Annotated in this window: 29 protein-coding genes and 1 riboswitch; of the genes, 10 read left to right on the forward strand and 19 right to left on the reverse strand. The window is 67.3% G+C overall.

The genetic code is table 11. The features are described from left to right. Nucleotides 1-110: 110 nt before the first annotated feature. Complete coding sequence (locus BVC93_RS05590; protein WP_442929022.1) at nt 111-377, reverse strand: glutaredoxin family protein; 267 nt, start codon at nt 375-377, stop codon at nt 111-113. 80 nt (nt 378-457) lie between these two features. On the opposite strand from BVC93_RS05590, the gene BVC93_RS05595 reads away from it, so the two are divergent. From BVC93_RS05595 to BVC93_RS05605, 3 genes are all read left to right on the forward strand, one after another. Further along, nucleotides 458-1,351, forward strand: a complete 894-nt coding sequence (locus BVC93_RS05595; RefSeq protein WP_083736303.1) for an HAD family hydrolase — start codon at nt 458-460, stop codon at nt 1,349-1,351. Nucleotides 1,352-1,490: 139 nt separating this feature from the next. Then, nucleotides 1,491-1,991 (forward strand): FAS1-like dehydratase domain-containing protein, encoded by a 501-nt coding sequence (locus BVC93_RS05600; RefSeq protein WP_083736304.1) that lies wholly within the window; start codon nt 1,491-1,493, stop codon nt 1,989-1,991. Nucleotides 1,992-2,002: 11 nt separating this feature from the next. Beyond that, nucleotides 2,003-2,902: a cyclopropane mycolic acid synthase family methyltransferase gene (locus tag BVC93_RS05605; RefSeq protein WP_083736305.1), complete on the forward strand. Its 900-nt coding sequence runs from the start codon at nt 2,003-2,005 to the stop codon at nt 2,900-2,902. Between the two features lie 84 nt (nt 2,903-2,986). Here BVC93_RS05605 and BVC93_RS05610 read toward each other — a convergent pair whose 3' ends face one another. From BVC93_RS05610 to BVC93_RS05650, 9 genes are all read right to left on the reverse strand, one after another. Next, nucleotides 2,987-4,063, reverse strand: coding sequence for a lysophospholipid acyltransferase family protein (locus BVC93_RS05610; RefSeq protein ID WP_192860207.1), 1,077 nt, complete (start codon nt 4,061-4,063; stop codon nt 2,987-2,989). 27 nt (nt 4,064-4,090) lie between these two features. Further along, nucleotides 4,091-5,182, reverse strand: coding sequence for an SDR family oxidoreductase (locus BVC93_RS05615; RefSeq protein ID WP_083736306.1), 1,092 nt, complete (start codon nt 5,180-5,182; stop codon nt 4,091-4,093). Between the two features lie 118 nt (nt 5,183-5,300). Further along, on the reverse strand, nt 5,301-5,402 hold the full coding sequence (locus BVC93_RS05620) for a 30S ribosomal protein bS22 (RefSeq protein WP_003402602.1): 102 nt from the start codon (nt 5,400-5,402) through the stop codon (nt 5,301-5,303). Nucleotides 5,403-5,522: 120 nt separating this feature from the next. Beyond that, entirely contained in the window at nt 5,523-5,768 is a 246-nt protein-coding gene (locus tag BVC93_RS05625) for a cell division/environmental response transcriptional regulator (RefSeq protein ID WP_083736307.1), read from the reverse strand. A 139-nt stretch (nt 5,769-5,907) separates the two neighbouring features. Continuing rightward, a complete protein-coding gene (proC, locus tag BVC93_RS05630; RefSeq protein ID WP_083736308.1) occupies nt 5,908-6,795 on the reverse strand; it encodes a pyrroline-5-carboxylate reductase in 888 nt (295 codons plus the stop codon). Nucleotides 6,796-6,931: 136 nt separating this feature from the next. Continuing rightward, on the reverse strand, nt 6,932-7,774 hold the full coding sequence (locus BVC93_RS05635) for a thioesterase family protein (RefSeq protein WP_083736309.1): 843 nt from the start codon (nt 7,772-7,774) through the stop codon (nt 6,932-6,934). Nucleotides 7,775-7,787: 13 nt separating this feature from the next. Next, nucleotides 7,788-8,633, reverse strand: a complete 846-nt coding sequence (locus BVC93_RS05640; protein WP_083736310.1) for a sugar phosphate isomerase/epimerase family protein — start codon at nt 8,631-8,633, stop codon at nt 7,788-7,790. Nucleotides 8,634-8,654: 21 nt separating this feature from the next. Further along, on the reverse strand, nt 8,655-9,650 hold the full coding sequence (locus BVC93_RS05645; protein WP_083736311.1) for a hypothetical protein: 996 nt from the start codon (nt 9,648-9,650) through the stop codon (nt 8,655-8,657). Next, complete coding sequence (locus BVC93_RS05650) at nt 9,647-10,663, reverse strand: Ppx/GppA phosphatase family protein (RefSeq protein WP_083736312.1); 1,017 nt, start codon at nt 10,661-10,663, stop codon at nt 9,647-9,649. Before BVC93_RS05650 ends, BVC93_RS05645 begins: the two co-directional genes overlap by 4 nt. A 68-nt stretch (nt 10,664-10,731) precedes the next feature. On the opposite strand from BVC93_RS05650, the gene BVC93_RS05655 reads away from it, so the two are divergent. Next, nucleotides 10,732-11,526 carry a hypothetical protein gene (locus BVC93_RS05655; protein ID WP_083736313.1) on the forward strand — a complete coding sequence of 265 codons (795 nt, stop codon included), beginning with the start codon at nt 10,732-10,734 and terminating at the stop codon, nt 11,524-11,526. Nucleotides 11,527-11,602: 76 nt separating this feature from the next. Here the strand turns inward: BVC93_RS05655 and regX are convergent, their stop codons facing one another. The 6 genes from regX to BVC93_RS05685 form a co-directional block, all read right to left on the reverse strand. Then, nucleotides 11,603-12,289, reverse strand: a complete 687-nt coding sequence (regX, locus tag BVC93_RS05660) for a two-component sensory transduction protein RegX (protein ID WP_083736314.1) — start codon at nt 12,287-12,289, stop codon at nt 11,603-11,605. A gap of 8 nt (nt 12,290-12,297) precedes the next feature. Continuing rightward, on the reverse strand, nt 12,298-13,476 hold the full coding sequence (locus tag BVC93_RS05665) for a sensor histidine kinase (protein ID WP_083736315.1): 1,179 nt from the start codon (nt 13,474-13,476) through the stop codon (nt 12,298-12,300). A gap of 138 nt (nt 13,477-13,614) precedes the next feature. Then, on the reverse strand, nt 13,615-14,361 hold the full coding sequence (locus BVC93_RS05670) for a phosphoglyceromutase (RefSeq protein ID WP_083736316.1): 747 nt from the start codon (nt 14,359-14,361) through the stop codon (nt 13,615-13,617). Between the two features lie 42 nt (nt 14,362-14,403). Then, nucleotides 14,404-14,916 (reverse strand): YbjN domain-containing protein, encoded by a 513-nt coding sequence (locus BVC93_RS05675; RefSeq protein ID WP_083736317.1) that lies wholly within the window; start codon nt 14,914-14,916, stop codon nt 14,404-14,406. Next, nucleotides 14,913-16,214, reverse strand: coding sequence for a D-inositol-3-phosphate glycosyltransferase (mshA, locus tag BVC93_RS05680; protein ID WP_083736318.1), 1,302 nt, complete (start codon nt 16,212-16,214; stop codon nt 14,913-14,915). Before mshA ends, BVC93_RS05675 begins: the two co-directional genes overlap by 4 nt. A 24-nt stretch (nt 16,215-16,238) precedes the next feature. Next, nucleotides 16,239-17,537 carry an ROK family protein gene (locus tag BVC93_RS05685; protein WP_083736319.1) on the reverse strand — a complete coding sequence of 433 codons (1,299 nt, stop codon included), beginning with the start codon at nt 17,535-17,537 and terminating at the stop codon, nt 16,239-16,241. Nucleotides 17,538-17,714: 177 nt separating this feature from the next. Here BVC93_RS05685 and BVC93_RS05690 point away from each other — a divergent pair, with 177 nt between their 5' ends. Continuing rightward, nucleotides 17,715-18,482 carry an SDR family NAD(P)-dependent oxidoreductase gene (locus tag BVC93_RS05690; RefSeq protein ID WP_083736320.1) on the forward strand — a complete coding sequence of 256 codons (768 nt, stop codon included), beginning with the start codon at nt 17,715-17,717 and terminating at the stop codon, nt 18,480-18,482. Nucleotides 18,483-18,586: 104 nt separating this feature from the next. Here BVC93_RS05690 and BVC93_RS05695 read toward each other — a convergent pair whose 3' ends face one another. Next, on the reverse strand, nt 18,587-19,849 hold the full coding sequence (locus BVC93_RS05695) for a L,D-transpeptidase (RefSeq protein ID WP_083740825.1): 1,263 nt from the start codon (nt 19,847-19,849) through the stop codon (nt 18,587-18,589). A gap of 54 nt (nt 19,850-19,903) precedes the next feature. Further along, the gene (locus BVC93_RS05700) at nt 19,904-20,953 is read right to left on the reverse strand and encodes a UDP-N-acetylmuramate dehydrogenase (RefSeq protein ID WP_083736321.1); all 1,050 of its coding nucleotides are present in this window, start codon (nt 20,951-20,953) and stop codon (nt 19,904-19,906) included. Nucleotides 20,954-20,979: 26 nt separating this feature from the next. Between BVC93_RS05700 and BVC93_RS05705 the strand changes: the two genes are divergently transcribed. The 3 genes from BVC93_RS05705 to BVC93_RS05715 are packed head-to-tail and all read left to right on the forward strand — an operon-like array spanning nt 20,980 to nt 22,768. Further along, the gene (locus tag BVC93_RS05705) at nt 20,980-21,480 is read left to right on the forward strand and encodes a DUF2505 domain-containing protein (protein ID WP_083736322.1); all 501 of its coding nucleotides are present in this window, start codon (nt 20,980-20,982) and stop codon (nt 21,478-21,480) included. A gap of 8 nt (nt 21,481-21,488) precedes the next feature. Then, on the forward strand, nt 21,489-21,992 hold the full coding sequence (locus BVC93_RS05710) for a DUF2505 domain-containing protein (RefSeq protein WP_083740826.1): 504 nt from the start codon (nt 21,489-21,491) through the stop codon (nt 21,990-21,992). Next, nucleotides 21,992-22,768 (forward strand): class I SAM-dependent methyltransferase, encoded by a 777-nt coding sequence (locus tag BVC93_RS05715; RefSeq protein WP_157517181.1) that lies wholly within the window; start codon nt 21,992-21,994, stop codon nt 22,766-22,768. Before BVC93_RS05710 ends, BVC93_RS05715 begins: the two co-directional genes overlap by 1 nt. 18 nt (nt 22,769-22,786) lie before the next feature. Here BVC93_RS05715 and BVC93_RS05720 read toward each other — a convergent pair whose 3' ends face one another. Beyond that, nucleotides 22,787-24,292 carry a sodium:solute symporter family protein gene (locus tag BVC93_RS05720; protein WP_083736323.1) on the reverse strand — a complete coding sequence of 502 codons (1,506 nt, stop codon included), beginning with the start codon at nt 24,290-24,292 and terminating at the stop codon, nt 22,787-22,789. Nucleotides 24,293-24,317: 25 nt separating this feature from the next. Beyond that, nucleotides 24,318-24,423: riboswitch (guanidine-I (ykkC/yxkD leader) on the reverse strand. 123 nt (nt 24,424-24,546) lie between these two features. Here BVC93_RS05720 and BVC93_RS05725 point away from each other — a divergent pair. Together BVC93_RS05725 and BVC93_RS05730 are read left to right on the forward strand one after the other, a co-directional pair. Further along, on the forward strand, nt 24,547-25,362 hold the full coding sequence (locus BVC93_RS05725) for a carbon-nitrogen hydrolase family protein (RefSeq protein ID WP_083736324.1): 816 nt from the start codon (nt 24,547-24,549) through the stop codon (nt 25,360-25,362). After that, on the forward strand, nt 25,359-26,354 hold the full coding sequence (locus BVC93_RS05730; protein ID WP_192860208.1) for an LmeA family phospholipid-binding protein: 996 nt from the start codon (nt 25,359-25,361) through the stop codon (nt 26,352-26,354). The genes BVC93_RS05725 and BVC93_RS05730 overlap by 4 nt, the downstream gene beginning before the upstream one ends. The last annotated feature ends 1 nt before the right edge of the window (nt 26,355 follow it).

The following is a 26,355-nucleotide window of genomic DNA, read 5'->3' on the forward strand; positions in this document are numbered from 1 at the left end:
GCACGCTCCCTTGCCGCCAACGGTGAAAAAGCTTGCCAACTTCGGCAGAAACTGTCGTCCACGGTAGCCCCTGAGCTGCAGGCCACCAAATTGATCGGCGGTTTTGTGACTCACCTCTGCCTGGCTGCCAGGTCAGCCCGCAGCTGCGGCTCGTCGACGTCCCAGTAGCTGTGCTCGACCCCGTCCAGCATCACCACCGGCAGCCGGTCGCCGAACTCCGCCCGCAGGCCGGCATCACCCTCGGCGGCCCGCGCGTCGACGTCCACTGTCGTCAGGTCGAAGTCCAGTTCAGCGGCCAACTGCACCAGTCGGTCCCGGACCCGGACGCAGATACTGCAGCCATCCCGGGTCAGCAATAACACCTGTGCGCGACTCACCTGAGTCAGTCTCCCAAGCCCGCAGGCAACCTGTCTTAGTAGGGTGATCTGCAGTCGATAGGCCAGGAAGGGGGTCCGCGATGCTCGGGCGCCATGTCGACGGTGCGCAGGGGGTCGCGGGCGAGGCCAGCGCCGAACGCGCCTCGCAGGGCCTTTCCGAGGTCGAGGCCACCGCGCTGGAGAGCACCGAACCGCCCCCGCCGCCGCCGGCCGACCTGACCGCCGCCGCGTTCTTCGACGTCGACAACACCCTGGTGCACGGGTCGTCACTGGTGCATTTCGCGCGCGGACTGGCCGCCAGGAAGTACTTCACCTACGGCGATGTCCTCGGCTTCGTCTACGCCCAGGCCAAGTTCCAGCTGACCGGGCGGGAGAACAGCGCAGATGTGGCGGAGGGCAGACGCAAGGCGCTCGCGTTCATCGAGGGCAGACCGACCGCCGAACTGGTGGCACTCGGCGAGGACATCTTCGACGAGATCATCGCCGACAAGATCTGGCCGGGCACCCGGGCGCTGGCCCAGATGCACCTCGATGCCGGTCAGCAGGTCTGGCTGGTGACCGCCACGCCCTACGAGCTCGCGGCCACCATCGCGAAGAAACTCGGCCTCACAGGCGCGCTGGGCACCGTCGCCGAATCGGTGGACGGGGTGTTCACCGGCAGGCTGGTCGGTGAGATCCTGCACGGCACCGGCAAGGCCCACGCCGTGCGCGCGCTGGCCATCCGCGAGGGACTCAACCTGCGTCGCTGCACCGCCTATTCCGACAGCTACAACGACGTGCCCATGCTCACGCTGTGCGGCACCGCGGTTGCGATCAACCCCGACGCCGATCTGCGTGACCTCGCCCGGGAACGAGGCTGGGAGATCCGCGATTTCCGTACCGCCCGCAAGGCAGCCAGGATCGGGGTGCCGTCGGCGCTGGCGCTGGGAGCCGCAGGTGGAGCGCTGGCGGCCGTGGCGTCACGCCGACGCTGATCGACGGAGGAGCCGGGGAGGAGAGCCGACGCTGATAAGCCGCGTCGGACGACGAGGCGGCGACGGAGGAGCCGGGGAGGAGAGCCGACGCTGATAAGCTCCGCCGCTGAACACCAGTGCAAAGGACGCGTCACCAGCCATGGCCATTGCTGAAGAGATCATCGGCACGCATTACCGCTATCACGACAGCTTTGTCGTGGGCCGGGAGAAGATCCGCGAGTTCGCCAGCTCGGTCAAGGACGAACACCCCGCGCACTATGACGAGCAGGCCGCCCGGGAACTCGGCTACGACGCCGTGGTGGCATCTCTGACGTTCATCGCCGTCGCCGGCAGGCGGGTGCAGATGGAGATGTTCAAGAAGTTCGACGTCGGCATCAATCTGGCGCGTGTACTGCACCGGAACCAGAAACTGGAGTTTCACCGGCCGATCGTTGCTGGCGATGTCCTGTATTTCGACTCTTACCTGGATGACGTCACCGAGTCGCACGGCGCTGTGATTGCTGAACTGCGCAGTGAAGTCACCGACGCAAACGGAGAACCGGTACTGACCACCGTCGTCACCATGCTCGGCGAGGCGGTCAGCGATGCGGACACCGATGCACAGGTTGCGGCAATTGCATCGAGGATCACCGGAGCATAGTGTCGGCGGCTATGCCCTCGGCCAGCGAACCACACAACGGTGCTCTCACACCTCACTTCGAGGACGTGCAGACCCACTACGACCTGTCGGACGACTTCTTCCGACTCTTCCTGGATCGCACCCAGACCTACAGCTGCGCCTACTTCGAGCAGGACGACTACACGCTGGAGCAGGCCCAGATCGCCAAGATCGACCTGTCACTGGGCAAATGCGACCTCAAACCCGGACAAACCCTGCTCGACATCGGCTGCGGCTGGGGCGCCACGATTCACCGCGCCGTCGAGAAGCACGATGTGAATGTCATCGGGTTGACGCTCAGCGAGAATCAGCACGGCTACGTCCGGAAACTGCTCGCCAACTCGGCGGCGGTGCGAGAATCCGGCCGCAGCGCCGAGGTCCGTCTGCAGGGCTGGGAAGAGTTCGACCAGCCTGTCGACCGGATCGTGTCGATCGGCGCCTTCGAACACTTCGGCCGGGACCGTTACGAGGCCTTCTTCGACAAGGCCTATGCGTTGCTGCCCGACGACGGCACGATGATGCTGCACACGATCGTCAAGCCCGAGGACTCCGATTTCGCCGATCGCGGTCTGCCGCTGACGATGAACAAGCTGAAGTTCTTCAAGTTCATCATGGACGAGATCTTCCCCGGCGGTGACCTCCCGCAGGTCAGCGCCGTCGAGGCGCATGCCGAGCGGGTGGGGTTCACCGTCGCGCGGGTGCATCCGCTGCGGCTGCACTATGCCAAGACGCTGGATCTGTGGGCCGAGGCGCTCGAGTCCCGCAAGGACGAGGCCGTGGCCATCCAGAGCCAAGAGGTCTACGACCGGTACATGCGCTATCTCACCGGCTGCGCCGAACTGTTCCGTGAGGGCTACACCGACATCTGCCAGTTCACGCTGACCAAGGGCTGACCCGAGCCTTCCAGACGGAAGCCAGACAACATATTTCTCTGATTCTGTCGTCTGGTTTCCGTCTCGAGCGCGTTGTGGCGCTTTCTAGCCGAAGAACATGTTCCTGCGGCCCGCCAGCAACTGATACAGCGTCTGCTGGATGGTCTCGCGGACCTGATCGGTGAGCTCGAAGGTGACCATCGGGTCGTCGGCCGCGGCGTCGTCGTAGTCCGCGGTGCTGATGGGCGTGCCGAAGGCGATGTGCCATTTCGACGGCAGTGGCACCAGCCCCACCGGCCCGGCCAACGGAAACAGCGGCGTCACAGGGAAATACGGCAATCCGAGCAACCGCGCCAGCAGCTTGACATCGGCGAGCATGGGGTAGATCTCTTCGGAGCCCACGATGGAGCACGGCACGATGGGCGCCTTGGTCCGCAACGCCGCCGAGACGAATCCGCCCCGGCCGAACCGCTGCAGCTTGTACCGGTCCTTGAACTGTTTGCCGAGCCCTTTGTAGCCCTCGGGGAACACGGCCGTCAGCTCGCCACCCGCGAGCAGTCGGTGGGCGTCGGCGGTGCAGGCCATGGTGTGCCCCGCCTTGCGCGCGGCATGGCCCAGCACCGGCATGTCGAACACCATGTCAGCGGCCAACAGTCGCAGATCCCGGTGGGTGGGGTGATGGTCCTTGACGGCCACCGACGTCATCAGCCCGTCGAACGGCAGCACCCCGGCGTGGTTTGCCACCACCAGGGCCGCGCCCTCTTCGGGCAAGTTCTCGATACCACTGACCTCGACCCGGAACCAGGACTGGAAAAAGAATCTCAGCAAAGGCAAAAAGACAGCTTCGTTGAGGTGGGAATCGAAGCCGAAGTCGTCGACTATGTAGTCGCCGGTGAGACGCTTACGCGCGAACTCGGCAAGCGCTGCGATTCGTTGAGCCAGTTCGTTGGGGCTGTCGTCTTGGACACCACCTGGACCGGCACCACTGCGGTGGGCGTCGATCTCACGGACCACCGCGGCCATCTGCTCGGCAGTGGCATGAGTATCCGGTTGGGACAGCAGAGACGGATGGCGCCGCGCCGCGTCGGCACGCAGCGACGCGCGCCGCGCTGCCGCTGCACGGCTCGAATTACCGTGCAGCGGAATGACTTTCGCTTTTGGCTCACCCGACACGATGGCCACCCTCTCCCCGCCCGATTGAATGCATTTCTAGCTGCCCCAACGCTGTGCTGCTGCCACGGCGCGCCCCTCCACTGAGCGTACCCACCGCGGGTCGATTATCGGAGTCAAACCCCGGCCGCGCACGTAGTCGTCGAACGCCTCCACCGTCGTCCACTTGGGTTCATACCCCAACTCCGTACGCATGCGTGTGGTGTCCATGACCCGGCCGTAACTCATGTACGCCAGCTGGTCGCGGTTGAACTCCGTTCCGCTGGTGGCACGCAGCAGCGAATACATCACCCGCACCCCCGCCGACGGCAGCGGCATCGCCAGCCGACCCGAACGCCGGATCGCCTGCGACATCATGATGATTCCGCCGGCACCGACGTTGAACGTTCCCGCCTTGCCCGACATGGTGGCCAGCTCCAGCGCCCCGAGAGCGTCCTGCTCGTGCAACAACTGCAGGCGCGCGTCGCGCCCCACCACCGTGGGGACCACAGGGCCGGCGAGGTAGCGGGACAGAGCGGTGTCCATCGCGGGACCGATCATGTTGGCCAACCGCAACAACGTCACCGCGATATCGGGACGCCGCCGCGACAGCCCGCGTGCATACCCCTCGATGTCGATGCTGTCGCGGGCGAACCCGTCCCGAGGCGGACGGCGGCTGCTGCTGTCCTCGGTGAACATCACCGGGTCGTGCGGGCTGGAGCCGTAGACCTCCGACGTGGACTTGAGCACCACCCGCCGTACCGAGGGAGCCTTCTGGCAGGCGGCCAGCAGTTGCATCGCACCCATGACGTTGAGCTCTTTAAGAGTTGCCCGGCCACCCGAGCGCGGAGCGTAGGAGGCTGCAGCGGCGTGCACCACCGTGTCCACATCGCCATTGCGAATCACCTTGGCGATGAACGGGTTTCGGATATCGGCACGGACGAATTCAGCGCGGCCCATGCGCCGCAGCATGTCTTTGCTGGGTGTCACGGCATCCACCGCGATCACCCTGTCGATAGCGGGGTTGGCGGCCAAACGCGCAGTCAGGTAGCCGCCCAGGAACCGGCACGTACCCGTGACCAGAACGACTTTGGGGGGCGCTGAAGGCTTCTGGGATCTGCGGTGTCGCGGTCGCCGCCGGATTCCATCCAGCCAGGTTACCGGCCGGTCAGCACGACGGCATCACTACCTGCGACACCGACAGAAAACACACGGGCACTACACACCGATGATGCGGGCCCGCACACGGCGGACCCGCACCCATGGCGAGTTACTTACCGAGTTTTCTGCGCTGCACCCGGGTACGACGCAGCAGCTTGCGGTGCTTCTTCTTCGACATCCGCTTGCGCCGCTTCTTGATGACTGAACCCATGAACTCCGCTGCCTACTACCAGCGCGCAAAGCGCGCTTCACCGACACGACTGAACCCGGCCACCTTACCGAAAGAGTGGCCCCTACCAAAAAGCGGGCAACCAGTTCGCCCGACTCCCGGTCAGCCTGCGTCGAAGTACGAAGTCTCCAGCAGGTCGTGGACCGCTTTGGCGTGCACGCGGAACGAACGCCCCACCCGCACCGCCGGCAGCTCGCCGTTGTGCACGAGTCGGTACACCGTCATCTTGCTGACGCGCATCAGCGCAGCGACTTCAGCGACAGTCAGGAACTGCGTCCTGGCGGCCGGCTGGCCGTCACCGCCTCCACTGTCCCGCTTGCCACCCGATGGCCCGTTCATAGACGTCATCGCAACCCAATCAATCAGGCACGGCCAGTTCCAGCGGCTTCCCCTCCGCTGGCACGAACACGCGCTTACAACGAGGAGAATAGCGGGGCTGATGGGGTTACTGCGACGGGTGTGGGGTTATCCGTTCAAAATTCCTGAACTACTCTGATGTAATTCCGAGCTGCTCAGAGCGCTTTTTGGCGGATTCCACGGCGGCGGCGACCGCAGCCCGCAAACCTCCGCGCTCCAGCTCCCGCAGACCGGCTGCCGTGGTGCCGCCCGGTGACGTCACCGTCGCGCGGAGCTGGGCCGCAGTGGTGTCAGGGCCAACCGACTGGCCGCCGGCGCCACCTGCCTCAGACACCGCTCGCCGACCCTCGTCGATCTGCTCCAGCAACATCGCCGCGGACCCCGCCATGGTTTGCACCGCCAGGTCGGTGGCCACCGATCGGTGCAGCCCCGCGTCCACCCCGGCATCGACAAGCGCCTCCACCATGAGGAAAAAGTACGCCGGGCCGGAACCGGAGACCGCCGTCACCGCGTCGAGCTGACTCTCGGCGACCGTGAGCACGGCACCGACACTGTCGAACATCTCCGCGACGCCCTTGAGTTGCTCGACGGACGCGAACCGCCCACGCGCCAACGCGGTGACGCCGCCGCCGACCAGTGCGGGTGCGTTGGGCATGGCCCGCACCACCGGCGAGCCGGCAGGCAGCTTCGATTCGTAGAACGCCGTGGACACCCCGGCGGCGATGCTGACGAACACCTGCTCGGCACTGTCGGCGTCGGCTTTGGACGCAGCCTCGGCCACCTCGGCCACCACGGAGTCGACATCAGAGGGTTTGACGGCGAGCACGACGTACTGGGCGTGCTCCGCGGCATCGCTGACGGAGGCGACCTGCACCGAGTACTTCTCCGAGAGGTACTTCGCCCGCTCGGGCATCCGCTCGGACACCACCAGATCCTTCACCTGCCGACCGGCACGCAACAATCCGGCGAGCAACGCCTCGCCCATGTTGCCGCCACCGAGAATCGCGATTCTTGACATGGGGGGACCCTAACGAATGGTGACGGCCGCACCCTGGCAGCCACCGGCGGGAGTGGCCCATCTAACGCGCCAGGAGGCCGAGGCCAGGTGGGGGCTCCCCCGGCGAACCGACAGGGCGACGCAGAACCGGCCCCGACTAGCGTCGGGCCTTCAACTCGGCCGGATCCCGCGCCGGCACCAGGGCCAGCTGGCGCGTCTGGGCCACCACCTGGCCCGCGCTGTCGACCACCACGTAGTCCTGGTCGAACCACGTCGTGCCGATCTCGGTGGTGGTGGACAACACCCGCAACCAGCCGTCGGCCGGGCGGCGGCGCAGGAAAGCCGTCAACTGCACCGTCGGCGCCCACCCCCGGCGTTGCACCGCAAACGTCACCGGCGCAGAGATGTCCCCGCACAACAACGCGAACAACACGTCGGGAGCCTCGTCACGGGGCCGCACCCAGATCCGGGTACGCGGGACCTCCGTACCCGGGCGCAGCTCCGACAGATCAGGACGGATATCGCACCCGGCCACCAGATGGTTGACCCCGGCCAGCGGATGTCCCGGACCGATGGGCGCGACGTCGACGGGCGGCTCCGGGCTCATCAGCGCGGCCACCGGGCTGGTGTCCAGCAGCGCCGCTGAGTCTCGTTCGGACACGCCGAGAGTCACAGCCGCCCGCACCGCCACCCGGCCGCCCTGAACGAGGTCGACGTCGACCAGGCTGACCTGCCGACCACGTTTGCGGACGCTGGCCTCCAGGTCGACCGGCCCGGGATCGGGAGCGTGCAGGTAGTTCGCCGACACCACCACCGGTTCCAGACCGTCGACGACCGCGGACCGGGCCGCCTTGGCGCACAGCGCCAACATCACGCCGCCGTGGATCTTCGGCCCGATGGTCCAGTGCTCGTTGAGGTGCCCGGTGAACTGCACCCGGTCACCGTCGACGGGGCCCGGCTGCAAGGCCATGGCATGCGAGAACCGGGTTTCTGCGGACATGCGGATCCTCCACTCAGCGCAACAGGTGCGTCCGGGCGAAGTTCAGCGACTCGGCCAGCAGTGTTTCCCGCTCCGAGACCGACTTCGCCCCCGACGTCGTGACCTCCAGAATCACATGCCCGGCGAAATCACCCGCCGCCAGCATCTGGCAGATCTCCACAGTGGGCTGCGTCCCACGGCCCGGCACCAGGTGCTCGTCGGTGGAGGCGCCGTTGCCGTCGCACAGGTGCAGGTGCACCAGCCCCTCCCCCATCCGATGCGCCATCTCGAGGGCGTCGGTGCCCGCCGTGGCGGTGTGCGACAGGTCCAGCGTGTAATGCGCGTGGTTGCCGTCCAGCGGGTCATAGGACGGCGCGAACGCCGAGATGCCGACCCCTGGCCCGCCGCCGCGTTTGCGCATCCGCTGGATGGACGACTGCCCGGTGCCGAAGAACCGGTCGGTGCGGAACGGGAACATGTTCTCCACCGCCACCAACACCTCGCTGCCGGACTCCAGTTCGGCGACCTGCTCGCTGAAGCCTTCTGCGTAGCGACGCTGCCAGCGGAACGGCGGGTGCACCACCACCGTCTGGGCACCCAGCTGTTCAGCGGCGCGCACGCTGCGTTCGAGTTTGGTGATCGGGTTGGCGCCCCAGACGCGCTGCGAGATCAGCAGGCACGGCGCATGCACCGACAGCACCGGCATCGAGTACCGCGCCGACAAGGTCTCGATGGCGGCGATGTCCTGGCTGACCGTCTCGGCCCAGACCATCAACTCCACGCCGTCATAACCCAGGCGTGCGGCGTACTCGAAGGCGGCCTCGGTGCGCAATGGATACACAGAGGCCGTGGACAGGCCGACCTTGATGGCTGGGCGCACCGGAATGAGGCCTGGGCGAACTCAGCTCGCCTGCAGCAGAGCCAGTGGCCCGAATGTCACCAGGGCACCCACCGCCACCGCAGTGAGCGTGCTGCCGATGTCCTCGGTCTTGCGGACCACCCGGACGCCCACCACCAGACCGAGGATCACCAGGACACCAAGGATCAGCGCGACAATGCTGTTCCACTTCCACAGTTGGTCGAAGGCAATGAACAGTCCCGCGCCGAAGGCCACCGCCACGATGGACTGCGCCGCGATCAGCAGACCGCGCACCACCAGCTGACCACGCGAGAGCTGGTCGGTGGACGCAGCGGCGCTGCGTTTCTTCGCCGCGCCTTTCTCGGCGGGCTCCTCGAGCGCTTCCTCCACCTCGAGGTCGTCACCAACCACATCGAGGTCGGCGCCACTGCTGGATTGGCGGGCCATGTCGTCGGCGACGGTCTGCCCGCCGAACAGCGGCCCGCTGGTCGCCTTGAGATAGGTCTGCAGGGAGGAAGCCTCGGACGGGGTGGACCCGATACCGAGCTGGTCGGGCTGCTCCTCGACCTCGGTGTCCAGGTCGAGGTCGGCTTGCGCGGCCTCCTCGACGATCGGGTCGGGGCTCATGGTCTCGGCGGCACCGCGGCGAGCGGCCATCGGGAAGCGGCTGCGCTCGGGTTTGGCGGCGGGGCCGCGTCGGGCCACGGGGATGTCGGCGAGCTCGGGACGCGACCGCGGCTCCTCGGTCTCGGCGGAGGAGCCGTTGGTGGCCGGAGTGGGCTGCTCGGGTTCGACGGCCTCGGGTTCTGCTTCGGCTTCCTGGGTCGGTTCGGGTTCGTCTCGGACGACGGGGAGCTCTCCGGTGCGGATGATCGGGATCTCGCCGGTGAGCTCGGCGACCGTGACGGCGTCGCTGTTGCCACGACGACGCCTGCGCCGACCTCCCGGTGGCGCGGCGCCGATGGTTCCGTTCTTGGCCAGCAGCTCGGCCACCGAGATGGGCCGAGTGCTGGTTTCGCTGTCCTGTGGTCCTGTCATCGTTTGTTGCCTCTCGACCGGCCGTCACGCCGGTCCACTGTGGGGCTTCCCGTTTCCCGCACCGGAGTTTCCACCAGAGCCGTTCCGTCTGCTTCGCTGTCCAGTTTGCGCAGAATGAGTCCCTCGCGCAGCGCCCACGGACAGATGTCCACAGATTCGATCGACAGCGCTCGCATGGTCGCCTCGGCCACCAAGGCACCTGCCACGATCTGCGGGGCGCGCTCGGTGCTCACTCCTTCCAATTCCGCACGGTCAGCCGCCGTCATCCTAGAGATGAACGCTATGAGCTGTCTGAGACTGTTGGCTGTCAACGTCCGCTTCACCCTGGGTCCCGCCCCCGAGGGAGCCGCACCGGTGAGCCGCGCCAACGACCGGAAGGTCTTGGACGTCGCGACCGCCAGGTCCTGGCTGCCCGCTTTCAGCAGGGTGGCACTGGCGTCGGACAGCTCGTTGTCGAGCCAGTCGCGCAGCGCCCCGATGGTGCGACGGCTCGGCGGATCGTCGGGCAGCCACTCCCGGGTCAGCCGCCCCGCGCCCATCGGCAGTGACAGCGCCGCGTCAGGTTCCTCGTCGACACCGTTGGACAGCTCCAGCGAGCCGCCGCCGATGTCGATGTTGATGATGCGTCCGGCGCTCCAGCCGTACCAGCGCCGCACCGCCAGGAATGTCAGGCGCGACTCGTCCACCCCGGACAGCACCTGCAGCGCCACCCCGGTCTCGGCCCGCACGCGGGCGATCAGGTCCTCGGAATTGGTGGCATCGCGCACCGCCGACGTCGCGAACGCCATCAGCTCCACACAGCCCGAGCTGGCCGCAATTCGGGAGAACTCGTCGATGGTGGTGACCAGTTTGTCGGCACCCTTACGGGTGATCTTGCCCGAGTTGTCGATGGCCTCGGCCAGGCGCAGCGCAGCCTTGGTCGAGCTCATCGGCGTCGGGTGACCACCACGCCTGGCATCGACCACCAACAGATGAACGGTATTGCTACCCACGTCGAGCACGCCCAATCGCACGTACCCAAACCTATACCCAGGGATGTCATGCACGGACGCACCGCTGCAATTCGTCTACCGTTGGTTTCGTGACAGCATGGCACCCCGACCATCCCGGTGAAGTGGATCTGGACTTCCCCCGGGAGTGGGTGGAATTCTCAGACCCCGACAACGCCGAACACGTGATCGTCGCGGACATGACGTGGTTGTTGTCACGCTGGACCTGTGTTTTCGGAACCCCCGCCTGCCAGGGCACGGTGGCGGGCCGCCCCGACGACGGCTGCTGCTCGCACGGTGCGTTCCTGTCCGACGACGACGACCGGGCGATGCTCGACGACGCGGTCAAGACGCTCACCGCCGACGACTGGCAGTTCCGCGACAAAGGCCTGGGCCGCAAGGGCTACCTCGAGATGGACTCCTACGACGACAAGCCCAACCTGCGGACCCGGAAGTACAAGGGCGCCTGCATCTTCCTCAATCGCCCCGGTTTCAAGGCCGGCATCGGATGCGCGTTGCACAGCAAGGCGCTCAAGCTCGGCGTCGAACCGCTGACCATGAAGCCGGAGGTGTGCTGGCAGCTGCCGATCCGGCGCACCCAGGACTGGGTGACCCGGCCCGACGGAGTGGACATCCTCAAGACCACGATCACCGAATACGACCGTCGCGGTTGGGGTTCCGGCGGTGAGGACCTGCATTGGTACTGCACCGGCGATCCCGCCGCGCACGTCGGCAAGAAGCAGGTGTACCTGTCCTACGCCGCTGAGCTCACCGAGCTGCTGGGCGAGAAGGCTTACGCCGAGCTGGCCGCGATGTGCAAGCGCCGCAGCGGCTTGGGGCTGATCGCGGTGCATCCCGCGACCAGAGCCGCCGAGTCACACACCTGATTTTCTGCGCCAGGGCGGTGAATCCTCGTGACTCACAGCCCTTCTGCAGAAAGCTGAGCCTTCCAAGCCCGGCCCGCTAGCCTTCCAGCTTGTAACCCAATCCCCGTACCGTCACCAGGTGCACCGGGTTGGCCGGGTCGGCCTCGATCTTGCTGCGCAGCCGTTTGACATGCACATCGAGGGTCTTGGTGTCGCCGACGTAGTCCGCACCCCACACCCGGTCGATCAACTGCCCACGGGTGAGCACCCGCCCGCTGTTGCGCATCAGGTACTCCAAGAGGTCGAACTCCTTGAGCGGCAAGGTGATCTGGGTTCCGTTGACGCTGACGACGTGCCGTTCGACGTCCATGCGCACCGGCCCCGCCTCGAGCACGCCGTCAGCGAGACCGAGGTCGTCGGTGTCGCCGCCGCGACGCAACACCGCGCGAATCCGGGCTATCAACTCACGGGCCGAGTACGGCTTGGTGACGTAATCGTCGGCGCCGAGCTCGAGGCCCACCACCTTGTCGATCTCACTGTCCCGCGCGGTCACCATGATCACCGGCACACTGGAGCGAGCCCGCAGCTGCTTGCAGACATCGGTGCCCGACATCCCCGGCAGCATCAGATCCAGCAGCACGATATCGGCTCCGGTGCGGTCGAATTCAGCCAGCGCCGACGGGCCGTCGCCCACCACCGTCGCCTCGAACCCCTCCTTGCGCAACAGGAAGGCCAGCGGGTCGGCCAGCGACTCTTCATCCTCCACGATCAGGACATTGGTCATCGACGTCCTCATTCCTCTCCGTCGGTGTCGAGATCTATCTGTCCGGTGAACACCGGGATCGACAGCGTGAACGTCGATCCGGTGCCCGGTTGGCTCCACAGGCGGATGGACCCGTTGTGGTTGGCAGCGACGTGCTTGACGATCGCCAACCCCAATCCGGTGCCACCGGTCTCCCGCGACCGCGCCTTGTCGACGCGGAAGAATCTTTCGAACACCCGCTCCTGATCGGCGCGTGCGATGCCGAAACCGCGGTCTGTCACCGCGATCTCGATGTTGTCTCCACGCCGGCGACGGCTCACCGACACCGTGGAACCGTGCGGCGAGTAGGCGATGGCATTGGAGATCAGGTTGGCCAAGGCCGTCACCAGCAGCGGCTGGTTACCCAGCACCCGCAGACCGGTCGGAGCGTCGGTGGTGATGTCGATGTCGGCATTGTCGGCTGCCACTTTGTACCGCGAAAGCGCCTCGGAGACAACAATGTCCACATCGACCGGCTCCAGATCAGGTAGCCGCTCGCCACCTTGGAGCCGGGACAGCTCGATCAGCTCACCCACCATGTTGGCCAGCCGATTGGACTCCGCAAGCACCTTGCCACCGAACCGGCGGACCAGCTCGGGGTCTTCCGGCGAGGACAGCAGCGCTTCGGCGAGTACCCCCATGGCACCCACCGGGGTCTTGAGTTCGTGGCTGACGTTGGCGACAAAATCACGTCGCGTCGCCTCCATCCGGGCGTGCTCGGATTGGTCGTCGACGTAGAGCACCGCAAACCGGGTGTCCTCCTCGGCCAGCAGCCGCACCTGGCCTCGCACCGACAACCCGGAGCGTCCCGACGGGCCCGGTTTGCGCGGCGACAGGTCGATGACGCTGGGTTCACCGGTGGCCAGGGTGCGCTGGGCGGCCACCCAGGCGCGGTCGTCGAGCAGCCGGTCACGGACCACGCCCAGAGCGGCGGCCTGTTCGTTCATGAACACGACGTCGCGGTGGATGTCCACCACCACGATCCCGACCGGCGCGAGCGTGACGAGCCGCTGCAGCATCTCCGAGACGGTGATGCCGCTGGCCAGTGCGGCAGCCCGTTTGCGACGCTCAGTGAAACGGGGCACCACAACGGCTCCGATGGCGATACCTGCCGACAGCGCTACCAGGGCGCAGACCCCGGCGACGATGAACGCCGACAGCACACTCACGCGAAAATCGTACGCATCGAGTGAACGCCATCCCAGCAGCGTGAGGCCAATTCGGGACAAGTCACACAGTCACGACCAGGTGTTTCACTCGTGTTCACCTGCGTTCAACCGGTGTTTGCCCGGTGCTTGCCCGCAGCGCTACTTGGCGCCCTGGCTGGCTACCGCGGCTGCGCCCGCAGCGGCGGCTTCGGGGTCCAGATAGGTGCCGCCGGCGATGATCGGCTTGAGATTCTCGTCGAGGTCGTAGCGCAGCGGGATGCCGGTGGGGATGTTGAGCCCCACGATGTCCTCGTCGGAGATACCGTCGAGGTACTTGACCAACGCACGCAGCGAGTTGCCGTGCGCGGCGATCAGCACCGTCTTGCCTGACTTCAGGTCGGGGACGATGGTTTCCTCGAAGTACGGCACGAAGCGCGCCACCACGTCGGCAAGACATTCGGTCAGCGGGCCGCCGCCGATGTCCACGTAGCGCGGATCGGCGTCCTGGCTGAACTCGCTGCCCTTCTCGATGGGCGGCGGCGGGGTGTCATAGCTGCGGCGCCACGACATGAACTGCTCTTCGCCGTACTTCTCTTTGGTCTCGGCTTTGTTCAGACCCTGCAGCGCACCGTAATGCCGCTCGTTGAGCCGCCAGTCGCGGTGCACCGGGATCCAATGCCGGTCGGCGGCATCGAGCGCCAGGTTGGCGGTGGTGATGGCGCGGCGCAGCAGGGAGGTGTACAGCACGTCGGGCAGCACGCCTTCGGCGAGCAGCAGTTCGCCGCAACGGACCGCTTCTCGACGACCCTTGTCGGTCAGATCGACGTCCACCCAGCCGGTGAACAAGTTGAGCGCATTCCACTCGCTCTCGCCGTGACGGAGCAGCACCAGTGTCGATTCAGCCATGTGGTCAGTCTCTCACGCGACTGCCCGCGGCTCCTCTCACGATCAGGGGTTCTTCTCGTCTTCGATGAGGTGTTCGAATGCCGCCAGGTTCTTCAGCGACTCTCCGCGCGACACCCGCCACGCCCACTCCTTCTGGATGGACGAACGAAAACCCAATTCCAGCAAGGTGTTGAAATCCTGGTCGACGGCTTCGAGCACCTGACCCAGCACCCTGTCGATCTCGTCGGCGGTGACCGATTCCAGCGCCATCCGGCCCACGAGGTAGATGTCGCCCACGTTGTCCAGCGTGTAGGCGACACCGTAGAACCGGCGGTTGCGTTTGAGCAGGTACCGGTACACGCCTTCGAAGTTCTCGTCGGGTTTGCGGCACACGAAGGCCTCCACCCGCACCGAGTGCTCGCCGATGCTCAGGATCGTGTTGGTCTTGAGCTTGCGGTCGCCGGGCAGTTCCACGACGAGGCCGGGCAGGCCGCCGTGCGCGCCCTCGTGCCGGGTGTAGACCAGCTCGCGTTCCTGCAGCGCCGCCTCGATGAGTGCCGTCACCGACTGGTTCATGCGCGGACGCCCCGCCTGCGCGACCAGCGCCGCGCACCTCGCCTAGTGGCGAGGTCACGGGCCGACGGGCGACGATGCGTACGGCTGTAGTCGGTGATGGCCCGGTGGTAGGCGGCCAACAGGTCGTCGACGGTGTGGTCCCAGCTGAACTCCTGGGCGTGCGTGACGGCGGCACGGCCCAACGCGTCGAGGTCACCGGCCAGCAGCGTGCCGATGGTGTCGGCCCAGCGCTGCGGGTCGTGTCCGTCCACCAGGGCGCCGGTGGCACCGTCGCGGACGGCCACGGGTAGTCCGCCGACAGCGGCGGCCACCACCGGGGTGCCGCAGGCCTGCGCCTCGATGGCCACCAACCCGAAGGATTCCGAGTAACTGGGCACCGCCACCAGGTCCGCGGCGCGATACACCTGGACCAGTTGGTCGCGGGACTGCGGCGGCAGGAACGTCACGCGGTCGGAGATACCCAGTTCAGCGGCCAGTGCAACCAGCCCGTTCGGGGCGGCCAGCCCGCTGCCGGAGGGTCCACCGGCCACCACTGCGCGCACCCCGGGTTGCAGGGCGATGGCGCGCAGCAGCACGTCCGGCGCTTTCAACGGTTGGATCCGGCCGACGAACGCGACCGTGGGGGCCACCGGATCGAGGCCGAGCTCAGCCCGCGCCGTCGCCTTGGATCCCGGGCGAAACGTCGTCAGGTCGACACCGGGGTGCACGATGTCGATCCTGGCCGGATCGGCCTGGTGCAGCGAAACCAGTTGACGCGCTTCGTCTTCGGTGTTGGCGATCAGCCGGTCGGCCTCATCGACCACCTGTTGCTCCCCCACCGAACGCAGCGGCGGTTCCGGGCGGTCGCCCTGCGCCAGGGCCGCGTTCTTCACCGCCGCCAAGGTGTGGGCGGTGTGTACCAGGGGCACCGCCCAGCGGTCGCGGGCCAGCCAGCCGACCTGACCGGAGAGCCAGTAGTGACTGTGCACGATGTCGTAGTAACCGGCCTCGTGGGTGGCCTCGGCGCGCAACACCCCGGCGGTGAAGGCGCACAACTGGGTCGGCAGGTCGTTCTTGTCCAGACCTTCGAACGGACCCGCCACCACGTGGCGAACCAGCACCCCGGGGGCCACCTGCACCACCGGTTCGTCCGACGACGAGGTGGCCCTGGTGAAGATCTCGACATCGACGCCACGTCTGGCCAGGTGCAGCGCACTCTGCATGACGTAGACGTTCATCCCCCCGGCGTCGCCGGTACCCGGTTGGGCCAGCGGCGAGGTGTGGACCGACAACACGGCGACGCGCACACCGTCAATCATGACACCCCGGGGCCGGCACCCGGATCACGCGGGGTGCGGTATCGCGGCCTCCGGTGTGGCCAGCACCCGGGCACTGGTCGCAGCCCGCCGCATCGCCGCCAGCGGGTCGGTGTAGAGGCCACCGAGGGAGACGATGCCGGCACCGGCCTCTTGCACACGGTTGCCGAACGCACTGACCCGGATGTCGCGCGAGGGCAGCACACTGCGCGCGGCGAAGGCCGCTTCCACATCGGCCATGGCTTCGGGGTACTCGGTGAACGCCTGACCTCCGACCACCAGGTCGTCGGGGTTCAGCAGATCACGCAGCAGGGCGACCGCTTCGCCGAGCACCCGGGCCCGCTCGCGAAGCAGCTGCTGGCCGGGCGCACTGCCGTCGCGGGCGGCGCGTATCACCGAGGAGATCGACGCGTTGTCGCCGACCACCCCGAGTCCGCGCGCGGCGGTCAGCACTGCTTCGTCGCTGACCGTGGACTCGAGTTGGCCTGAGCCACCGAGCAATTCGGAGTGTGCGGGCAGGTTCGCGATGGTGCCGGGACCGGTGGTGGGGCTGTGTACCCGCCCGCCGATCACCAGCGCGTAGCCCACGGTCTCGCGGGCGTAGACGTAGAGGCTGGTGGCCTGTGGGTTGGGGAAACGGCGCATGCCCAGCAGCAGCTCGGCACCGGCCATGGCGTCCACGTGCGCGGCCACCGAGACCGGCAGTCCCAGCGCCTCGGCCAGCACCGGCCCCACCGGGGCCTGCGCCCAACCGAGCCGCTGGTGGTCGACGTGGCCGGTGTTGCCGTCGACGGTGCCGCCAATGGCCACCCCGACCCACAGCGGACGACGACGGTGCCAGCGGGACAGGTAACGCCGCGCACTGCCTGCCAGCGCCGCGAGAGCCTGGGCCTGCGGCCCGCGCGGGGTGGGGGTTTCCACCACGTCGAGCGTGCGGCCGAACAGGTCGGCGGCCACGATGCTGGTGGTCTTGGCGCCGATGTGCACACCGAGGGTCAGATAGGGCTCGTGGTTGACCTCGACAGGAACCCGCGGCCTGCCGATCGCACCGGACACCGCCAGGTCCGCGCGCTCACGCAGCAGACCGGCGTCCAGGAGCGCCGTGACCTGGCGGTTCACCGTGGCGATGGACAGTGAGGTGACCTGGGCGATGACGTCGCGGGCGATCGGGCCACGCAGCCGGGCGGCATTGAAGACCGCGGCCGAGGCGGCGTCGCCGATCCGCAGTGCCGGCGCGACGATGGCGTGGCGGGTCCGCAGCGGGTGCGCGGCAACCCGCGTCGGGCGGCCGGAACCGGTGGTCTTGCGGGTGAGTGCTGCAGTCATGGGAGGGGTCCTCGAGGAAGTCGGAACGATGGGCTGCGGGCCACGTCGTGCGACTCGGGAAACTCCCTGGGGTCGTCAGGCGCGGCAAAGACCGGGACAACAACACATCCCGGTAAGCGCGCTCTGGACACCCCTCAACACGTAGGACAAAGTAGCACGGTCACTAGAGTTGGGCCCATGACAAGCCCAACTGCCGCCTCCCCCCAGGCCGACCGCCGCATCGCCGTGGTGACCGGCGCCAGTTCCGGCATCGGTGAAGCCACCGCGAAAGTTCTTGCCGCACAGGGATTTCACGTTGTAGCAGTGGCTCGCCGGGCGGATCGGATCGAGGCTTTGGCCGCTGAGATCAACGGCACCGCGATTGTGGCCGACGTCACAGATGACGCGGCGGTGGCGGCCCTGGCCGACGCGATTGCCGGTCCGGTGTCGGTGCTGATCAACAACGCAGGCGGCGCGAAAGGCCTTGCCCCGGTGGCCGACGCGGACTACGACCACTGGCGCTGGATGTGGGAGACGAACGTGCTCGGCACGCTGAGGGTCACCCGTGCGCTGCTGCCCAAGCTGATCGATTCGGGCGACGGCCTGATCGTGACCGTCACCTCCATTGCGGCGTTCGAAACCTATGACGGCGGCGCCGGATACACCGGCGCCAAGCACGCCCAGGGTGCACTGCACCGCACGCTGCGCGGCGAGCTGCTGGGCAAGCCGGTGCGCCTGACAGAACTCGCACCGGGTGCGGTGGAGACCGAGTTCTCACTGGTGCGCTTCGGCGGAGATCAGGCGAAGGCCGACAAGGTGTACGCGGGCATCACGCCGCTGGTGGCCCAGGACGTCGCCGAGGTCATCGGCTTCGTCGCCTCCCGGCCGCCGCATGTGGATCTGGACACCATCGTCATCCGGCCCCGCGACCAGGCGCCCCACGGCCGGTTCAACCGCAGGGTCTGACTCGGTCTCCGACGCGAAATACCTGCAACGCAGCGGTACGGTGCGGGGGAAAACCACCCATCAGCCGGCTCGCCGTCTGACAACAACGCCTCAGGTCACGACATCTAGCCGCCCGGCGCAGCCGTGGGCACCGGCGCGTCGGTGGGTGTGGCGGGTGCGGTGCTCGGCAGGTTGAGCTCCGAGGTGTGGGAGTTGATCGCCGACATCGACGTCCACTCTTCCCACGGCACCGCCCAGTCCCAGATGTCGCCGTCGGCGTAGGACAGGTCGATGCGGGTGCCGGTGACCTCCACCGGATCGCCGTACATCGCGGTGTTGAAGTATTGCTCGGCGTCGGTGATCGAGAGGTTGATGCAGCCGTTGGTGACGTTGGAGTTGCCCTGCGCGCCGGAGCTGGCCGGGTTGGCGTGGATGAACTCACCGTTGTTGGAGATGCGCACCGCGAAACGTTCCCGCACGTTGGCGTAACCGGCCGCAGGGTTGGTCATGTAGAAGTCCTCGTACTTCTCCGTGACGACGTGGATGCCGCTGCGGGTGACGTTGCGGTCCAGGTCGCCTTCGCCGTAGCTACACGGGAAGTCCATGATGACTCCGGCGTCGGTGAGCACCTGGATGCGGTGGCTCGACGCCTCGGCCTTGACCAGTTGGAACCTGCCGACTGTGAAGTCCAGCGTCGAATCGGCTGCGCCGTAAGCATTCTGGCCGAACGGCACACCGTAGAGGTTGGCGTCGACATGCACGACGGTGCCCGCCGGGTAGTACTCCTTGGTGCGCCAGTGCACCCGTGATCCGCCCACCTCGTCGGGCAGCCAGCCCCAACTGCCCTCGACCACGGGCGTGGTGGTGACCTTGAGTGCCTTCTCCACCTCCGCGCGGTCCTCTTCGGCGATGGCCGCGTCGAACTGCAGGATGATCGGCGCCGCGACACCGACGGTCTGGCCGTCGGCGAGCTGGAACTGACCGTTGACGGTGACCGCCGGTGCCACCGTGGTGAAACTGCCCGCGACGGGCACCGACTTGCCGTCCTGCCCCACCGCCGACCCGCTCCAGGTGTACTGGACGCCGTAGCCCAGCGGTTCGGCCGTGGTGAACTCGGTGCGGTCGCGGTTGAGATTGCCCGCAACAACCTTGCCGTCCGGATTGGTGAGCGCGACCTTCTGGAACCAGCCGTCCTTGACCGCGACACTGACCGGTTCGGTGGGCGCGACGTCAGCGGTGGCCACCGAGGGGGTAAAGGACAGCGTGGGCTCCGGTGGCGGGCCCTGCACCGCTTCCTCGACCTTGTTCGCCGCTTCCGCACACGCCGCCAGCGCACCGGGTGCGGCGACGCCGAGAACGAGCGCCCCGAGAGCGCGACGACGATTCATGTACACGTGGTCCAAGGTTACGGACCAAGGCCGACACCAGTGAAATCCAGCAGGTCAGATCACACAGCCAACCAGAACAGGTTCTGGTTCCAGGCGGATTCCGAAACGCTCCCACACCCCGTCGCGGACCCGACGGCCCAGCGCGACGACATCGGCGCTGCGGGCGTGACCGCGGTTGGTCAGCGCCAGCGCATGCTTGGTGGACAGCGCCGCCGGCGCATCCTTGCCCGGGTAGCCCTTGCCGAAGCCTGCCTGTTCCACCAACCAGCCCGCAGCCAGCTTCACGCACTCGCCGGCCGGGTAGTGCGGCACCTGACCCTGCACCGAATCACGCAGCAGGTTGAACTCCTCGACACTCACCACCGGATTGGTGAAAAACGACCCGGCACTCCAGGTGTCGTGGTCATGCTCGTCGAGCACCATGCCCTTGCCGCGGCGCAGCCTCAACACCGCCTCCCGGACCCGCGCCGGCTCGGCCCGATTACCGGCGTCGACCGCCAGTTCCCTGCTCAGTTCGCCGTAGCGCAGCGGCGCGCTGCGCCCCGAGGGGTCGAGGGTGAACTCCACCTCCAGCACCACCGGCACCGGGCCCGGCCGCTTCAGGATGCTGGTCCGGTAGCCGAAGCCGAGTTCGGCGGCGTCGGCCCAGCGCGCCACGTCGCCGTCGAGCAACCGGACGCGGGTCAAGGTGTCGGCGACCTCGGCGCCGTAGGCGCCCACGTTCTGCACCGGCGTGGCGCCCGCCGAGCCGGGGATCCCGGACAGGCATTCCAGCCCGCCCAGGCCTGCGGCGATGGCAGTCACCACCACGTCGTCCCACACGGCTCCGGCCTCGGCCCGGATGATGGGACCGTCGAGGGAGATCCGCGGACTGGCCAGGTGTACCACCGTCAGATCGCAGATGTCGTCGTCGATCAGGACGTTGGAGCCGCCGGCCAGCACCAGGTGAGATTCGTCGCGCAGCGCGGCCAGGGTTTCGACGACCTGGTCGGTGGTGGTGCACGTGATCACCCGGCGCGCCACCGGCCCCACCCGCAGGGTGGTCAAAGGCGCCAGCGGCACGTCGTGCGCCACCGCCGCGCCACCGAAGAGCGAACCGGTCACGGGCGGTAACGGTAGCCTCACGGGCTATGCCGCGTTCATTCGACATGTCCGTCGAGTACGAGGGAACAGTCGAGCAGGTGCGCCAGGCCTTCGGCGACCAGCAGTACTGGCAGGCCCGTCTCGACGAAGTGGGAGTGGGTGAGTCGTTGCTGGATTCCTTGTCGACCAGCAACGGCACCGTCACCGTCGCCACCACCCTGGTGCTGCCGCGGGAGTTCCTGCCCGCGGTGGCCGCCCAGTTCCACAGCGGCGACATGCGCATCCAACGACGCGAGACCTGGCAGCCGGTGGTGGACGGCACGGCCGCCGGGACCGTCGAGTGCGCCATCGTGGGGGCGCCGGCCACCCTGCGCGGCACCAGTTCACTGTCGGGCAATGGCAGCGGAGCACGAATGGACCTGCGCGCGTCCGTCGAAGTGAAGATCCCGTTGGTGGGCGGCAAACTGGAGTCGTTCATCGGCGCTCAGCTGACAAACCTGTTGATCGAGGAGCAGCGTTTCACCACAGCGTGGCTCGCCCGCGGATGACCCGCCGCATGGAACACCTCGTGGAGTTCGAGGCCACGGCGTTCAGGATCTACACCGAGTTCACCGATCGCGAGTTCTGGGAATCGCTGATGTCGGCCTACCGATGGCAGAGGCAGATCTCCGAGCTGACCGACTTCCGCACCGGCGAATCGGGCACCGACATCGTGTTCCGGCAGGTGATGCCGCGCAGCGAGCTGCCGTCGGTGGCCCGCGCCGTCATGCCGGTGGACATGGTGGTGACCCGCGAACAGCACTTCGACCCGTTCGACCGTGAAACCGCTTCCGCTGAAGGCACTTACAAGGCCAGCATCCCCGCAGGCCTCGGGCATTTCGGCGGCAGTTACCACCTCACCGAGACGGCCTCGGGCAGCCGGTTGCGACTGGCCAGCGTGTGCAAGGTGTCCATCCCGTTTGTGGGCGGCACCCTCGAACAGCTGATCATGTCGAACATCACCGGGCTGTTCGACTCCGAGGGCGCGTTCATGTCCGACTGGGTATCACGGCATCGGTGATGAAGCCCCTCGGCGCCATCACCCGCGGTACCACCGGCCGTAACCGGTTGCGCCGCTGCGACCGCTGGATGGTGCACTCTCCGCTTGTGCGTTCAGCTTTGGAGTCGGCCGGCGATCCGCTGGTGGTGGATCTCGGTTACGGCGCGCTGCCGGTGACGACACTGGAGATGGCGGCGCGGCTGACGACGGTGCGCCGCGACGTCCGTGTGGTGGGGTTGGAGATCGACCCGGAACGGGTGCGGGTGGCCCGGCAGTGCGGAGGTGACGTCGAATTCCATTTGGGCGGTTTTGAATTGGCCGGTTTTCAGCCGGTGCTGGTACGGGCGTTCAACGTGCTGCGCCAGTATCCGGTCGACGAGGTGGCGGGCGCGTGGTCGACGATGCAGGCCGGGCTGGCACCGGGGGGCCTGATCGTCGACGGCACCTGCGACGAGCTGGGTCGACGGTGCTGCTGGGTGCTGCTGGACGCCGACGGCCCGCTGAGCCTGACCCTGGCCTGCGATCCGCACCACATCGAGCGGCCCTCGGATCTGGCCGAGCGGTTGCCGAAAGTGTTGATCCACCACAATGTTGCGGGTCAGCCCATCCATTCTCTACTGGAGGCCGCCGACCGGGCGTGGGCTGCGGCCGCCGGCCATGGAGTGTTCGGTCCGCGGGTGCGCTGGCGGGCCATATTGACAGCGTTGCGCGACAACGGCTTTCCGGTGGAACAGCAACGGCGCCGCCTGCGGGACGCCGTGCTGACCGTGCCGTGGAGTGCGGTGTGCCCCAACTGAATTCGACGATCGGCCGTACTAGAGCACCGCTTTGGCCGAAACGCCCGCGGCCAGCGCGTCGTCCACATCGTCGGCGACGGTGATGTCCAGACCGCGCAGTGTTGCCGGTGGCGTGGCCAGCGACACCGCAACGTAGGTGGCGATGGACGCGGCGAACGCGATGAACGTCGGCCACCCGTCGAACGCCGCCGTCACCAGATCGTTGGGGATGTAGAGGATGGTGTTCTCCACCCCGTACATCGTGGGTGTCATCGCGAACAACACGATGCGCACCACCAGTCCGACCACCATGGCGGCCAGCGCCGCCACGATGGTGCCGCGCCGCCACACCAGGCCCAGGATGAACGGCACCACCAGGCAGGCCAGCATCAGGTCGAACGCCAAAGTCAGCAGGATGCCGGTCTGCTGCACATACACCGCGATGAAGATGGACAGCACCGTCATCGGGGCCATGGCGAGGCGGCAGGCCCTCAGCAGTGGGTCGCCCTTGCCGGTGATGTGGGTGCGGCGCACGCCGCCGAGGTTTCGCACGCAGACGTTGGAGATGGCCAGGATGGCTCCGTTGGCGGTGCTCATCGACGCACCCACCAGGCCGCACAGCACCAGCACCGTCAGTGCCGCGGGGGCGTACTGGTCCAGCAGCACGAACAGCACAGGACCGTCGAGTTCGGCGGGAAGGAACGACGCCGCGGACAGGATCGCGATACCGAACGGCACGCCGATCAGGGCGGTGCCCGCAGCGGCCGAGAAGCAGGCCTTCTGGGCGGCTTCCGGAGACTTGGCCGCGAACACCCGCTGCATGAAGTCGATGGCCACGATGTCGCCGATGCCCAGCGCGATCAGGGTGGCCCAGTTGATCACCGCACCCTGGTTCGGGTCCGAGAGCTGACCGAAGTCCAGCGGACCCATTCCTTCGGGGCTGCCGAGGCCGTGGGTGTTGGCCATCCACACCAGCAGCCCGATGGCGCCGATCAGGATCAGGGCCATCTGGATGATCGCGGTGTAGGCGTCGGCGATCAGCCCGCCGGTACCGGTGTAGGCGACGGCGATGGCGGCGATCAGCACCGCGCCCAACCAGTAGGGCATGCCGAGGAAGTAGTTGAACAGCAGCCCGCCCGCCACCAGGTTGCCCGCCACCAGCATGCAGAACGCGACGATCAGCAACAGCGAGGCACCGATCTCCACCGAGCGGCCGAACCGCAGTCGGTAGTAGTCGGGGAAGGACATCAGGCCCATCCGGTTCATCGGCTTGGCGAAGAAGATGCCGGTGATCAGCAGGCAGAGGGCCAGGCCCAGCGGCAGTGCGGCGCCGGCCCAGAAGCCGAATCCGTAGGCCAGGTCGGTGTTGCCGAGCGTGGCGTTGGTATCGACGGCCGAGCCCATGAGGGCGCCGCCGACGAGCCAGTACGGCATCATCCGGCCGCCGACCAGGAAGTTGGAGCTGTCGCCTTCGACTTTTTTGGAGACGTAGAAACCGATGGCGACGACGACAGCGATGCTGATGGCAACACCGAGAAGAATCACGTGAGAGCCTCCCGTACGCGATGGAGTCTCCCGGGCTTTTGTCCCGCCGTGGAGCGACCTGCGCCGTTGCCTGCCGCCTGCACCTCTTGGACCAGACCTGCGGCAGCAGCGGAACCCTAGGCGCGCCTCATAGCAATATGAGTCAGTTGACAGGTAATCGTCACCGCGTTACGCGCAACGGCGCCCGGTGTAAATCCCGTGTTTCGGAGTGCTGACAGCATGCTGCGAGCACTCCGACGCCTACCCTTGGCAACATGCGAATCGCCTTGGCCCAGATCACCTCGGGCACCGATCCCGCGGCCAACCTGCAGATCGTCGAGCAGCACACCCGGCAGGCCGCCGACGCCGGCGCGGCGCTGGTGGTGTTCCCCGAGGCCACGATGTGCCGGTTCGGCGTGCCGCTGGGGCCGGTGGCCGAGCCGATCGACGGCCCCTGGGCTGACGGGGTGCGCGCCGTCGCGGCGCAGGCCGGTGTCACCGTCGTGGCCGGGATGTTCTGTCCCGCACCGGACGGCCGGGTCACCAACACGCTGATCGCGGCAGGTCCCACCGCCGACGCGCACTACGACAAGATCCACCTGTACGACGCCTTCGGGTTCGAGGAGTCGCGCACCGTCGCACCGGGGCGTGAACCGGTCACGATCACGGTCGACGATGTGACCGTGGGACTCACCACCTGCTACGACATCCGGTTCCCCGAGCTCTACGTGACCCTGGCGCAGCGCGGAGCGGCGCTGATCACCGTCAGCGCCTCGTGGGGCGCAGGTCCGGGCAAGCTGGAGCAGTGGACCCTGCTGGCCCGGGCCCGCGCGCTGGACACCGCCGGATACGTCGCCGCGGTGGATCAGGCGTACCCGGGCGACGAGGTCGCCGCCACCGGTCCCACCGGCGTCGGCGGCAGCCTGGTCGTCTCTCCGTACGGTGAACCCATGGCGGCAGCCGGCGCCGATCCGCAGCTGCTGACCTGCGACGTCGACGCCGCGGCGGTGGAGAAGGCGCGCAACACGCTGGCCGTACTGCGAAACCGCTCGGAGTTCGCACAGCTGAGTAAGGCAGAATCGCGACAGTGACGAATCCGCCACAAGGCCCCGGTGACCAGTCGCCGTGGGGCCGGCCCCCGCAGGACCAGCAGCCGACGCCGCCCACCGAACGGATAACCCGTCAGGGCCCGCCGGACCCGAACACCCAGTACATCCCGCAGCAGCGGTTCAATCCGCAGAGCCCGATGGACGATCCCACGCAGGCGACACCGCAGTGGTATCCGCCGGCCGCGTCTGGAGAGTCGCCGCCCCCGCCCCACGAGGACGACGACAGTGACCGCGGCATCCTCGGTTGGCTCAAGGATCCGCTGTCCTTGGTGCTGGTGTTGGTCATCGTCATCGCGCTGGCCGCAGCCGGTGTGGTCGCCGGCGAACTGTACGCACGCAAGCGGGCCGACGAGGTGGTGGGCGCGGCCGTCGCCTGCATCGTCAAGGATCAGGCCACGGCATCGTTCGGCGTGATGCCGCCGTTCCTCTGGCAGCACATGACGGGCCACTACACCAACATCTCCATCGAGACCGCGGGCAATCAGATCCGCGAGGCCAAAGGGATGAAGGTGAACATCGAGATCAAAGACGTAAGGCTCGAGGACTCCGGCAGCTCCGGTGGCAGCATCGGCTCGATGATCGGCCACGTGACCTGGAGCGCTGACGGCATCAAACAGACTGTGCAGGGCCTGATCCCGCTGTTCGGCGGCATCGTCAGCGATGTCAAGACCAACAAGAACGACGGCACCATCACCTTGGAGGGCGCGCTGGGCAGCATCACGGCCAAGCCCACAAGCGTCAACGGTGGGCTGTCGCTCGAGGTTCTGCAGGTCACGGGGCTGGGCTTCACGCTCCCGCGGGAGACCGTGCAGCCCGCGCTGGACGTCTTCACCGGCGAGCTCACGAAGAACTACCCGGTGGCCATCAACCTGCAGGATGTGCAGGTCACCGATTCGGGGGTGACCAGTCAGTTCACCGTGTCGGATTCGACCATGCCGCGCGGCGGCGAGGATCCTTGCTTCGCCGGGCTCTGAA

The sequence above is a fragment of the Mycobacterium sp. MS1601 genome, from assembly GCF_001984215.1.
GTDB lineage: Bacteria > Actinomycetota > Actinomycetes > Mycobacteriales > Mycobacteriaceae > Mycobacterium.